Origin of the sequence: Streptomyces sp. NPDC046881 (assembly GCF_040645015.1) — a bacterium.
In the GTDB taxonomy this organism is placed as follows: Bacteria; Actinomycetota; Actinomycetes; order Streptomycetales; family Streptomycetaceae; genus Streptomyces.
Genome location: NZ_JBEYXJ010000172.1, coordinates 1 through 12,685, shown reverse-complemented (window position 1 = coordinate 12,685; position 12,685 = coordinate 1). Strand labels below are relative to the sequence as shown.

The window sequence follows — 12,685 nt, the reverse complement described above, 5'->3', positions numbered from 1 at the left end:
AAGCGCGGAGCACCCCCGCGTCGGCGAGGAGGACCCCCAGGCCACTTACCTGGCCGCCGCCATCGCCGGAGCACCCCCGCGTCGGCGGGGAGGACCTGGGCTGCCTTGCTGTTGGTGGTCATGCTGCCGGAGCACCCCCGCGTCGGCGGGGAGGACGACTGCAGCCGCTTCGTTTCGAGCTGCTGCTCCGGAGCACCCCCGCGTCGGCGGGGAGGACCTCGCCGACGCCAGCATCACGCTGAACGGCGTCGGAGCACCCCCGCGTCGGCGGGGAGGACCGGTCGGCGGCACCCCGCCGGCGCGGGGACGACCATGAGCCGCGCATGCCCGCGCCTCCCGTTGCGGTCGAACGCATACGCGAAGCTACCCCCGCGAGAACGTGCGCTGGCCTGCCTGGTGGAGGGGGCTTGTGCTTCGGCGGACAACTAGCTGTGCATGGTTGTTGATCTCGCATCGTGGACCTAGGCGAAGGCCGACGGCTGGCCTGGCCTATGTCACGCTGACCGTAACCGCTGTCCGCATGCGCGACCGGGTGACCTCCGCGTGCGCGGAGCGGCCGATAACAAGGGCGGTCCTTCGATCCGCAATCACGCGTGACCTTCGTGCGCGGAGCGAAAACTTCCTGACCTGCACTTTGCCGGCGTTTCCCATTTCATTTATCAAGGTTCTGGTGGGACACATGAGCAATAGTACGAGCTCACTACGTCCGCTGGCACGGATTCCACGTTCGCCTTAGATCCGGGCTTTTTCTGAAAGTCAGCTCTGATGTGCGGACCGCTGCCGCGGCCACCCTACAGGTCGCCACTGACAGTTGGAGCAGTCGCTTGCGCGCCCGTCTTATCTCACTTTATGTTGACCCTGTTGCTGATCTGACAGCAGGTCAACACATCCTGCTCGCGTAGGTAGTTGACGCTTTTAGGCTCCCGGTTTCCGGGGGCTACCGTCCTGGCTGGAGCTACTTTCTGTGTTCAACGTGATGATGTCGCCGTGTGTGCCGATGAAGTGGCACCACGACGCCGACCGCACCGAACTCGCGCGCCTGGCGCCTGGTGCGCTGCCTGCCGCTGCTCCGGGCCTCACGACCCTTACCCCGCTCGGCGAGATGCTCGCGGCCGCACACCTCGGCACGCTCGACATCCCCAATGTTGCCGTCTCCTCCGCCCTGCGCCGGCTCCTTGTGGCTCTGTTCATCCGTATCAGCGGCCTCGACATAGCCGACCCCGACGCGTGGGACGACCGCTGGGACGAACTTTTCCGCCAGGGCCACCTCGACCCCGCAGAGGTGGCCGCCTACAACAGCAAGTGGGCTCACCGGTTCAACTTGGATGATCCCGAGCGGCCGTTCCTCCAAGACCCGCGCCTCGCAACGGAGTGCGGCGACCCGGCTCCGCCGGCCAAGCTCGTCATGACCCGGGCGTCCGGGAACAATCAGCCCTGGCTGGACCGGACTCCGCAGGCTGCCCCCGTCACGCCGCACGAGGCTTTCTGGTGGGTCCTCGCGTGGCGGCAGTACGGCCCGTGCGGGCTCGGGGCGAACCGCAGCCACAACGGCGTCACGCACAAGTCCATGGCCGCCGCTCCGCTCCGGTCTGCCATCTCCTGGCACCCCGAGAGCGGCAACGAATACACCAATCTCCTGCTGTCGGCCCCCCACCCCACCGACATTCCGGTCACCGGACCGGACCTGCCCGAGTGGGAGCAGATCGCCCTTCCGGATCCCCTCCGGCCCGAACTGCCCACCGGGCCGGTGTCCCGGCTGATCAACCGGGCCGCGCACGCCACTCTCACCCGCACCGATCCGACTACCGGCCAGATCACTGCCGTCTGGGCAGCTTGGCGTACCCCGGTACCCAGTGCCTTGAAGGATGCCGGCGCGAAGAAGGCTCTCGAAGTAGCGTCCGAGGCCGTCACGGCCGCGGAGGACCCGTTCTTGATCAACCGCGCCAAGGGGGGACCTGTCCGCGCCAACCACGCACGCGCCCTCGTGCGGGACTTTGACTCCCTCGTTCATATCCGGCGCCCCGGAGACACCACGAGCTCGGCCACCACTCCGCCCGCATGGATCCGGCTGCTCGACACCCTGCCCGCCGAAGCCCTCGACCACCTCGGCCCCATCCGTGCCCGAGCTCTCGCCTGTCACCAGGACAAGCAGGAGAAAGAGGAGATCTGGTTCGAGCAGGTCACGCCGGTCGTGGTCGCCGACTACACATCCGGCCGCCACCCCGAAATGGCTGCCCGAGTCACATCGACCCGCCAGACGGCCGAGGAGAGCGCAAAGGCTCTGGCTGCTGCTCTGCGGTCTGCGTGGAACGCGATGAGTCCCGACCCGCGCTCCGAGTGCCCCTGGACTCACGACACGATCGCCGTCTACTGGGACCGCACCGGCAGCCGCTTCTGGCAGGCCATCAGTGACGGTACCGACCCGCAACTGCGGTCACTTGCCATCACCTTGTACGACGACGCCACCCGCGCCGACGCCGCCACGCCTGCGGGCCTCATTCCCATCGCCCAGGCGCGAGCGATCCTCACTCACCCCAAGACCCGGCGGTCCACGAAGAAGACCACCTGATCAGCGCTCACGAGAAAGAGCCTCGAACGTGACAACCGAATCCCCGCCGGCCAACGGCAACGGCCTGGCCACCTACGAGCGGTTCATGAAGACCGTGCGCCGCGCCTGCGCCACTCCCGAAGGCCGCGCCACCTTGCGCCAAGGCCTCGCTGACAATCTCGAAAACCCCTGGCCCATGTACGTGCACCTGGTGCCCGCCGGTGGCATCCCCGTCCGCGAGGACACCAGCCACCACGTCCTGCGCGAAGCCGAGCGCCCGTTCCTTCTCGTCGCAGCCCTGTGGGCCGTCCACGACGCGCCCAATCCCCGCGCCGGCGACAAGCCGCTCACCGTCAAGGAACCGGCACCGGCGAAGCCGTGGGAGAACCTCGGCTGGTCCCTCGCCCGCGCCGCGCGTGCAGGCATGCGCCGTGAGACGGCCACCGGTCTCCTGTCGTACCTGTGCGAACTCGACTACGACGCGCTCATGGCCGAACTGCCTTCCACCATCAGTCTTCTGCGGTCCAGCAGCGTCCCGGTCAAGTGGCCGGTCCTGCTGCGCGACAGCATCCGCTACCAGCGCTGGGCTCCCGACGTCCGGATCGACTGGGCCCGCTCCTACACCACCCCCGCCGGCTCGAAGGAGACCAGTAAGTGACCCCGCTCTACATCGACGTCCACATCATTCACTCCGCCCCCTACAGCAACCTCAACCGCGACCGGCAGGGCGCCCCCAAGACCGCCACCTACGGCGGGGTGCCACGCCCTCGGCTCTCCTCCCAGCACGGCCGCCGGCACAGTCGCACGCACATGGAAGAGGCCCTTGGTAGTCGTGCCGTGCGCACCCGAGGCACGCCCCTCGCCGTCGCCAAGCGCCTGACCGCCGCCGGCTGGGACGAGACCACCGCCCTCGCCGCCGCCCAGATGCTGATCCTCGCCGCCGACATCAAAGGCCTCGGCTTGTCCGACGCCGGCGGCACCAACGCCCTGCTGTTCCTCCCGGAGACCGCGTTCGATTCTCTCGCCGAGATCGCGAACAGCCGGCGCGACGCCCTCAGCAAGGCGGCCGGCGCCGCGGCCAAGGCCATCGCCGAAGCCAGGGCGAAGGCCGAAGCCCAGAAGGCCGAGAGCGACGACACCGAAGACGCTGACGCCGACCACGAAGAAGAGGGAGAGGCAGCCGAGACCGGCCCCCTCGCCGCCGCCTACAAGAAGATCCCCGCCGCCGACCGCAAGCAGCTCCAGGCTGCCGTGCTGGAGGTCTTCCGCCAGCGCAATGCATCCATCGCTGCCTACGGCCGGATGCTTGCCAACGAAGCCGGATCCACCGTCGCCGGCGCCGTCCAGATGGCCCACAGCCTCGCTACCCACGCCGGCCCGTCCCAGATCGACTTCTTCTCCGCCGTCGACGACCTGATCCAGGACGCCGGTGAAGAAACCGGGGCGGGCCACATGGGCGACCAGCGCTACACCTCGGCCACCTTCTACCGCTACGCCACCCTCAACGTCCGCGAGCTCATCGGCAACCTCGATGGGGACGCCGACACCGCCCAGCAGGTCATCGAGGCGTTCCTGCGGGCCTTTCCCCTCGCGGTCATGCCCGCCAAGGCTTCCGGCACCGCGCCCCACACCGTCCCGCACCTCATCCACATCGCCGTCCGCACCGACCGGCCCGTCAACCTGGTCGGCGCGTTCGAGACCCCCATCCCCGCCACCACCCATGGCTACGTCCCCGCCTCGCTCGAGGCTCTCAACGCCCATGCCGCCGCCCACAGCCGCATGCTCGGCACCAGCCGCATCGCCGACCACGCTCACGTCACCCTGAGCGACATCGAGTTCCCCGCCCTCGGGGACCGCGTGGACGCCGTCGACGACCTGATCAGCCGAACCCTCGGCACCATCACCAAGCACACCAGCTGACCGCGTCCCGCCCACCGCTGCGCAAGCGCCGACCCGACGCCTCACCACCCGAGAGTGCTCCGCTCACGCGGAGGTCACGCCCCCCACCACACCGAGGAGGACCCTTGGCCGGCTTCCTGCTGCACCTCTCCGCCCCGCTGCAAAGCTGGGGTGGCCCCGCCGACTTCAAAGTGAGGCCCACCAGCACCTCGCCCACCAGGTCGGCCCTCACCGGTCTTCTCGCCTCCGCGCTCGGACGATCCCGCGACCACGAGAACACCGACCTCGCCCAACTCCGCTACGTCATCCGCGTCGACCGCCCGGGCCACCGCGAGATGGACTTCCACACCATCGGCGGCGGCTATCCCAGGGAACTCACCCCGCCTACCGCTGACGGCAGACGGAAGAAGCTCGGGGAGGGAACGATGATCACCGAACGGTGGTATCTCGCCGACGCCGCATTCACCATCGCCGTCACGGGCCCTGACGACACCGCCGCACTCGCCGCTCACGCCCTGACCGAGCCGGTCTTCGCCCCCTACCTCGGCCGCCGCTCCTGCCCACCCGACACCCCGCTCCTCCTGCGCACGGACCTGGACGATCCCGTGGCCGAACTCGACCGCGCCCCACTGCACGCAGACCCGCCCCGCAGCGCAGCCACCATCGACGTCACCTTCATCCACGACACTCCACCCGCGCCCGGTCTCCCGGCGGCCACCACCGTCCGCGACACTCCCGCGCCCGGCCGCGCCTTCACCACCCGCGACCTGTGGGAAACCCAGCGCACCCTCCCCGCCAGCCTCTGCGCCGGCCGCGGCACCCCATGGCTCAACGCCCTGATCACCTACGCACAGACCACGCCCGCTCGGGAGACGACCTGATGACCATCCCCGCCAGCGCAACCACAACCGTCCGCCTGGCCCGTATCGCCCTCAACCCCCGCTCCCGCGACGTCCACCACGACCTTCGCGACCACACCGCCCTCCACCGCCGCGTCGCCGCACTCTTTCCCGACCAGGCAGGCACCAGCCCCCGCACCGCCCACAACGTCCTCTACCGCCTCGAACGCGAACACGCCGGCGCCACGCTGCTCATCCAGTCCACGGGCATCACCATCAACCGCAACGCCCTCCCCGCCAACTACACCACCGCCGACGTCGACTACCGCGAGCTCAACCCCCTCCTCGACTGGGCAACGCCCGGCCGCACCATCCGCTACCGCATCGACGCCAACCCGTCCAAAGCCGAGCGCATCCCCGGCCGCCGAGGACGCCGCGTCCCCCTCACCGGCGAAGCCGCTCTCGCCTGGTGGGAACGCAAAGCCACCCACGCCGGCCTCACCCCCCAGCTCATCCTCGACACCCCCCAGCCTCCCGTCCTCGCCTCCCGGGGCGAGAAGAAGCGCGCACGCCTCGACGTCACACGGTTCGACGGCATCGCCACCATCACCGACACCCAAGCCCTTCGCCAGGCCATCACCACCGGCATCGGCCATGGACGCGCTTACGGGCTCGGACTGCTCTCCATCGCACCCCACCGCGAGCAATGACAAGGCAAACCCACCGGGACGGTGCAGGTCCGAAGGTTGCTGGGCTGAACCTCTCCTGCAGGGGCGCTCCGCATGCACGTAGATAGAACGGATCGGATTGGATACCTCTGCTGATGCGCCCTCCCATTGACGACCGCCTGTGGGGTAAGTCCGATGGCCTGGAAGAAATGGGGCCGTACCCAGTCATCAGCCATCTGATCGACACCGCAGCAATCGCCGGGCAGCTGTGGGACAACTACCTCACCGCCGGCCAGCGGGACATCATCGCGAAAGGCTGGGGCGTCACCGAAGCCCACGCTCGCCAACTGATGATGTTCTGGGCCGGACTCCACGACCTCGGCAAGCTCTGCCCGGCCTTTCAGCGCCAGGACCAAGAGGCAGCGGCCGCTCTCCTCAAAGACCCTGCATACCCCGTCCCGGACGACCGCAGTTCAATCCGGCACGAGCGCGTCTCTCACCTCACCGCACCCTCGCTTCTCATACAAGCGGGCTACCCGACGAGCAGCCGGCCACTGCGCTCGATCGCCCACCAGATCGGGCAGATACTCGGCGGCCACCACGGCACCTACGGCAATGCCCTGAACGCCCGCACTCTCACCGGTCCCGAAGACCAGGAACCGCGGGTAGGCGCGGCCGGCTGGAGTGCTCAGCGAGCCGCACACCTGCACACCGTCCACGACCTGTGCGGCAGCCCCGAGCCGCCCACCCAATTTGCCCCCGGCGGCGCCTGCGTCATCGCCACCGGATTGATCGTTCTCGCGGACTGGCTCGCCTCCCGAATCGGCTGGGTCCGCGCACGCCACTGGGAACGCCAGCACTCCCCGGACCCCCGCGACTGGAGCGCGCATGCCGAACGCGCCCAAAAAGCAGCTCCGCAGGCCATCGCGGAGGTCCAGCTTGCTGCCGCAGTCTGGAAGCCGGCCGAGTCGTTCACCGACATGTTCCCGTCCATCACCGACCCCTACCCGCTGCAGGCCGACCTCGCCGAACACCTCCCGGCACTCGTCGACGGCCCGGGCCTGCTCGTCATCACCGCCCCCACCGGCGATGGCAAGACAGAAACAGCGTTGTTCGCCGCGCACGTCCTCGGTCACGCCGCCCGTACCGAAGGCCTCGGCGTGTTCCTGCCGACCATGGCCACTACCGACGCCATGCACGCCCGCATCACCGAACACGTCGCCCAGGCCGCGAGCATCCCCATGCCGGTCACCCTGCTGCACTCCATGGCCTGGCTGAACGCCGGCTACAACCCCGACACCGACCGCATCCTCACCGACGCATCGACCGTCGCAGCAGAATGGATCAAAGGTCGCCACCGCGGACTCCTGGCCGGCGTAGCCGTCGGCACCTGGGACACCGCCGCCCTCGCCGCCCTCCCGGTCCGCTACAACGTCATGCGCTGGCTCGGTCTCACGGGCAAGACCGTCATCATCGACGAGGCTCACGCCTACGACGCCTACGGGCACCGCCTGACCGAACGCCTCCTCGAATGGCTCGGCCACACCCAGACCCCGGTAATCCTGCTGTCAGCGACTCTCACCGGCAGCATCGCCACCCGCCTCGCCGCCGCCTACCGCACCGGCGCCGGCCACACCAGCCCCGTCACCATCGCTCCCACCTACCCCGGCTGGACCCACATCGACTCCACCACCGGCACCGTCACCACCAGCGAAACCCTCCCCACCACCCGCACCCGCCGCCTGGCCGTCAACCTCCACCACGTCCACCACCAGGCCTCCCCCACCAATCCGGACAGCCGCCTCGCCACCCTCACCCGCACCCTCCAGCCCATGATCGACGAAGGCCGAGGCTGCGCCGCCATCGTCTGCAACACCGTCGCCGACGCCCAAACCACCGCCCGCCACCTGAGAAGCGCCTGGAGCGGCCCCAGCGCCCCGCTCGTCCAACTCCTTCACGCCCGCATGCCCGCACGCCAACGCCAAGGCGTCACACGCCGCATCGAGAACTGGGCCGGCAAGCCCCGCGCCGCCCGCACCACCCCGGACGGCTACTACGCCCCGGCCCGCGGCCGCCGCCCGCCCCGACCGGTCATCGTCGTCGCCACCCAAGTCATCGAACAATCCCTCGACGTCGACTTCGACCACGTCATCAGCGACCTCGCCCCGATCGCCCTCCTCCTTCAGCGGGCCGGCCGATGCCACCGCCACCCCCGCACCGACCGCCCCGCCTGGGCCCCCACCCCCGCCATGACCGTCCTCATCCCCACCGGGAAACTCCCCCCGCCCAGATGGGGCACCGTCTACAGCGAAAACCTCCTGACCCGCACCGTGACGGCCATCCAAGGCCTCACCAGCGGCATCTGCGCCATCCCCGAAGACGTCCAAGCCCTGGTCGACCAGGTCTACGCCGCCGACTGGACCACCACCGCCGGCACCAACGATCTCGCCACCGAACAAGCCATGCGTGCCCTCGCCGACACCGCCACCATCCCCACCCCCACCCGACCAATCCGCGACCTCCACCCGCTCACCACCATCGACGACGAAGACCTCCTCGTCACCCGACTCGGCGCCGACAGCATCCGCGTCCTGCCCGTCTGGACCGACACCCACGGCCGCCCCTGGCTCGACCGCCAGGCACGCCACCGACCGCTCCCCACCCACATCGATCCCCGAGACACAGCCACCATCCGCAACCTCATGGCCCACACCGTCCAAGTCGACCACCGATGGCTCCAAGGACGCGGCCCCGACACCAGCACCCCGACCACCTGGCGGGACATCGGCGCCCTCCGAGACGTCCTCCTCCTGCCGCAACGCGTCACCAGCACCGGCAGGCGCCGGCCGTATCAACTCAACGGCAAGACCCACCACCTGTCCCGACTCGACGGCCTCGTACGCGAGTAACATCCCGAACAACCAGCACCTTGACAAGAAAACACACACGCGCCCACAACACCGCAAAGCATGACGTTCCCGCTCCGCACAAGCGGAGGTCACCCGGAACCCGAATTCGGTGCGGTCGACTACTCAGGCGCGCTCTCCGCGCAAGCAGAGGTGAGCCGGACGCCCAGCCCGGAGCGATCTGCCTGGGCGCGTACTCTCCGCACGAGCGGAGGTGCGCCACCGGGCCTGTAGACGCAGGCCGCTCCTCCCCGCCGACGCGGGGGGTGTTCCGCGCGCCGCCGTGCCGCGAAGGGCAGGCGTGGCGCCCTCCCCGCCGACGCGGGGGTGTTCCGAACGGTCCGGCCAACTGGCAGAAGGGCTTTGGGGTCCTCCCCGCCGACGCGGGGGTGCTCCGCAGACCCCCGGCTGCCAGTCGTAGAGGTCGAGGTCCTCCCCGCCGGCGCGGGGGTGTTCCGTACCCCTTGCCGTACAACGGCTGCAGCCCGCGGTCCTCCCCGCCGACGCGGGGGTGCTCCGATGGTCAGCCAGCAGTCGGTGAGCTTGGTCCCGCCCTCCCCGCCAACGCGGGGGTGTTCCGTCCGCCTCAACGTGGTGAACTCGCCGCCCGGGTCCTCCCTGCCGACGCGGGGGTGTTCCGCGGTTGAGCACGTAGAGCTTCCAGCCGTCCAGGTCCTCCCCGCCGACGCGGGGGTGTTCCGCTACCGCTCATCCCAACGTGGGGAGGAGCGCCGTCCTCCCTGCCGACGCGGGGGTGTTCCGGGCGGCAACCCGCCCACGGGCGACATCGACGAGTCCTCCCCGCCCACGCGGGGGTGCTCCGCCCAGGGGCATGGCGGGCAGTGCTGGAGTGCTGTCCTCCCCGCCGACGCGGGGGTGTTCCGTCGTCGGAGCTCCTGCGGCCTCTTTGGGGGAAGTCCTCCTCGCCAACGCGGGGGTGTTCCGTCGCCGGGCGTCCCCCAACCGATCCGGGCCGCGTCTTCCCCGCCGACGCGGGGGTGTTCCATCGTGGCAGTAGTCCTCCACGAAGACGCCGTTGTCTTCCCCGCCGACGCGGGGGTGCTCCGCCCTGCCCGATACACGGACGGGACAGCAGGCCGTCCTCCCCGCCGACGCGGGGGTGCTCCGGGGCTGTCCTCGCTGCGCCGCCGGTGGCGGCGGTCCTCCCCGTCGACGCGGGGGTGCTCCGCCGAAGTCGATGCTCAGCCAGCGCGTCCACGAGTCCTCCCCGCCGACGCGGGGGTGTTCCGGTGACGTAGAGCGTCGTACCGATCCGGTCCTCGTCTTCCCCGCCGACGCGGGGGTGTTCCGGACGTCGGATGGGACGTCGCCAAGCGCGAGTAGTCCTCCCCGCCGACGCGGAAATGTTCCGGTCCGGGAGTTCCGGGTGCGGCAGCACCCGGAGTCTTTCCCGCCGACGCGGGGGTGTTCTGACGAACGAGAAGCGCTCCACGTGGGAGGTCGAGTCCTCCCCGCCGACGCGGGAGTGTTCCGATCGACGCCGCGGTCGCCTCGATCCTCGCCTTGCCCTCCCCGCCGACGCGGGGGTCTTCCGGCTTTCAGCCCCACGTTGAGTTCAGCGCGGCGGTCCTCCCCGCCGACGCGGGGTGTTCCAATCGATCACGTTGGGATCGTGACCAGCGTCAGGTCCTCCCCGCCGACGCGGGGGTCTTCCGGCTTTCAGCCCCACGTTGAGTTCAGCGCGGCGGTCCTCCCCGCCGACGCGGGGTGTTCCAATCGATCACGTTGGGATCGTGACCAGCGTCAGGTCCTCCCCGCCGACGCGGGGGTGTTCCGGCGGTCCAGCCGGCCAGGTAGGCGAGCTCGGCGTCCTCCCCGCGACGCGGGGGTTGCTCCGCAGCAAGCCCGGTCGCAGGCCCGGGAGCTGGTGTTCTCCCCGCCGATGCGGGGGTGCGCCGGTGTGGGCGGCGTACAGTTCGTCGTCCTCGTAGTCCTCCCCGCCGACGCGGGGGTGCTCCGCCGGTGGTGTTGCCGTGGGCGTACCCGCCGTTGTCCTCCCCGCCAACGCGGGGGTGTTCCGTAGCCTTCGGCGTCCTCGGGGCCGAATGCGAAGTTCTCCCCGCCGACGCGGGGGTGCTCCGTCCTGCTGTGTCATGTGGTGCTGTGCCTTGGAGTCCTCCCCGCCGACGCGGGGGTGCTCCGACCGGCGCCACGGGGCAGACGACGTCCGTCACGTCCTCCCCACCGATGTGGGGGTGTTCCGAACGACGTCCGTAACGACACGTTCTCCTTCGAGCCCTCCCCGCCGACGCGGGGGTGCTCCGCCAAAATAGAAGCGTGGCGCGTTATGCACGCATCCCTCCCCGCCGACGCGGGGGTGCTCCGTACATGCTCACGTAGCGCATGGGGCCGACCTGGTCCTCCCCGCCGACGCGGGGGTGTTCCGTCCCTCCAGCCCTACGTCTTGCCGCTCTTCACGTCCTCCCCGCCGACGCGGGGGTGCTCCGTACCGGTCCGGGTCCTGCATCGCCTCCAGCTCGTCCTCCCCGCCGACGCGGGGGTGTTCCGCCCTGGACGCTCGCTTTCGCGGTGCCGCACGAGTCCTCCCCGCCGACGCGGGGGTGTTCCGAGCGTGACCTCGGCGATGACGATCCGGCCGAGGTCCTCCCCGCCGACGCGGAGGTGCTCCGGAGCGGCCGTTCATCCGCGCCGAGATCGAGGGGTCCTCCCCGCCGACGCGGGGGTGCTCCGCTCGTCAAGGACCACGGCGTGAAGGTCGTCGTGTCCTCCCCGCCGACGCGGGGGTGCTCCGACGTGGCTGACGTCCCGCAAGCGGGTGCTGCCGTCCTCCCCGCCGACGCGGGGGTGTCCCGTCGGTCTGCGCGGACTCCCGGAACCGGGCCAGGTCCTCCCCAGCCTGACGATGGCGCTGCTGCAGCAGTTCGGCAGCAGCACACTGCGCTGGTCACCCTCGCCACCCAGCACATGCAAGCGGCGTTCGCCCGACCAGCCGTTGATTCGCTTAGCGCCGCCACCCGTTTGGACCTCGCCAGTTGGCTGCGCAGGTCGTCGGCCTGGGCGACCCACAGTTGGTGGCGCCGCTTCCACAGTGCGGGCTCGGCGGGCCGCTCGTCTACGGCTCGACGGTGAGGCCGGCGGCACGGGCAGGCTCCGTCCAGCCCGCGTCGGCACCATTCGGCCGCCCGAGGACCGGGCGTCGCCCAATTCACGCAGTGCCGCGTTCCGATCGGCGACGCCGCCATATGATCGCAGGCGATGGCCAGTCGTCTACAACCCTGGGGGGCGCCTCGTGCCGCAGCTTGTCCGTGAGCAGCATGTTGATGTCTTCGTGGGCTACCACGCGTTCGCACTGCAGGAATCCGACGACGCCTTCCTCGATCTGGAGTTCCCGGACGAATTCGACTTCGGTGCCTTCCTGAGCACTCATCCCGGACGCCTGGACATCACGAGCGCCGGCCATACCCACACTGCTTCTCTCACGGTCGAGGTGTGGGACGGGCCTGCGCCTGTGCGGGACGCCGCAGCGTGGGAAGAGCAGGCGGAGGCGGACTTCGAGTCGGTCAGCGGCCAGGTCGCGGTGTGGTCGATGAGCCTGGGCCGGCTCGATGACCTGATCAAGCTGGGCGACTCGGGCGGGTCGTGGCGCGTGCGAGTCAGTTCCGCCGGCCGAGCCGAAGTCAAGGCTCTGGCCGAGAGCGAGGAACGCATCCAAGGAGTCGAGCGCTACCTCGTACAGTTCTGGCCTGCCAGTTCATAGCCGCCGCCGTCTCGTGTCGGGAGCGCGTCCGGCGCCGGGTACCGGCCCGCGGCGACGATACGTTCCGTCTCCGCAGCGATCCCGCG

Annotated in this window: 7 protein-coding genes and 1 CRISPR repeat array; all 7 genes read left to right on the top strand. The window is 70.0% G+C overall.

Going from position 1 to position 12,685, the window contains the following annotated elements:
- Window positions 1-964 precede the first annotated feature (964 nt).
- The 7 genes from casA to ABZ923_RS39455 all read left to right on the top strand — a co-directional run bounded on the left by casA (window position 965) and on the right by ABZ923_RS39455 (window position 12,599).
- Entirely contained in the window at window positions 965-2,569 is a 1,605-nt protein-coding gene (gene casA, locus ABZ923_RS39485; protein ID WP_361482637.1) for a type I-E CRISPR-associated protein Cse1/CasA, read from the top strand.
- A gap of 28 nt (window positions 2,570-2,597) precedes the next feature.
- On the top strand, window positions 2,598-3,206 hold the full coding sequence (gene casB / locus ABZ923_RS39480; RefSeq protein ID WP_361354481.1) for a type I-E CRISPR-associated protein Cse2/CasB: 609 nt from the start codon (window positions 2,598-2,600) through the stop codon (window positions 3,204-3,206).
- Complete coding sequence (locus ABZ923_RS39475; RefSeq protein WP_361482634.1) at window positions 3,203-4,468, top strand: type I-E CRISPR-associated protein Cas7/Cse4/CasC; 1,266 nt, start codon at window positions 3,203-3,205, stop codon at window positions 4,466-4,468. The genes casB and ABZ923_RS39475 overlap by 4 nt, the downstream gene beginning before the upstream one ends.
- 104 nt (window positions 4,469-4,572) lie before the next feature.
- On the top strand, window positions 4,573-5,328 hold the full coding sequence (gene cas5e, locus ABZ923_RS39470; protein WP_361482631.1) for a type I-E CRISPR-associated protein Cas5/CasD: 756 nt from the start codon (window positions 4,573-4,575) through the stop codon (window positions 5,326-5,328).
- Window positions 5,328-5,996 carry a type I-E CRISPR-associated protein Cas6/Cse3/CasE gene (gene cas6e / locus ABZ923_RS39465; protein ID WP_361482628.1) on the top strand — a complete coding sequence of 223 codons (669 nt, stop codon included), beginning with the start codon at window positions 5,328-5,330 and terminating at the stop codon, window positions 5,994-5,996. The genes cas5e and cas6e overlap by 1 nt, the downstream gene beginning before the upstream one ends.
- A 113-nt stretch (window positions 5,997-6,109) precedes the next feature.
- Window positions 6,110-8,863: a CRISPR-associated helicase Cas3' gene (gene cas3 / locus ABZ923_RS39460; protein WP_361482626.1), complete on the top strand. Its 2,754-nt coding sequence runs from the start codon at window positions 6,110-6,112 to the stop codon at window positions 8,861-8,863.
- Window positions 8,864-9,104: 241 nt separating this feature from the next.
- Window positions 9,105-11,750: direct repeats of the CRISPR family, unit length 18 nt; unit sequence CTCCCCGCCGACGCGGGG.
- A 381-nt stretch (window positions 11,751-12,131) separates the two neighbouring features.
- Window positions 12,132-12,599, top strand: coding sequence for a hypothetical protein (locus tag ABZ923_RS39455; protein WP_361482623.1), 468 nt, complete (start codon window positions 12,132-12,134; stop codon window positions 12,597-12,599).
- Window positions 12,600-12,685 lie beyond the last annotated feature (86 nt).

Excerpts from the sequence above, each read along its gene's own strand:
- cas6e (WP_361482628.1), top strand. The coding sequence starts at position 5,328 with ATGACCATCCCCGCCAGCGCAACCACAACCGTCCGCCTGGCCCGTATC.
- cas3 (WP_361482626.1), top strand. The coding sequence starts at position 6,110 with ATGCGCCCTCCCATTGACGACCGCCTGTGGGGTAAGTCCGATGGCCTG.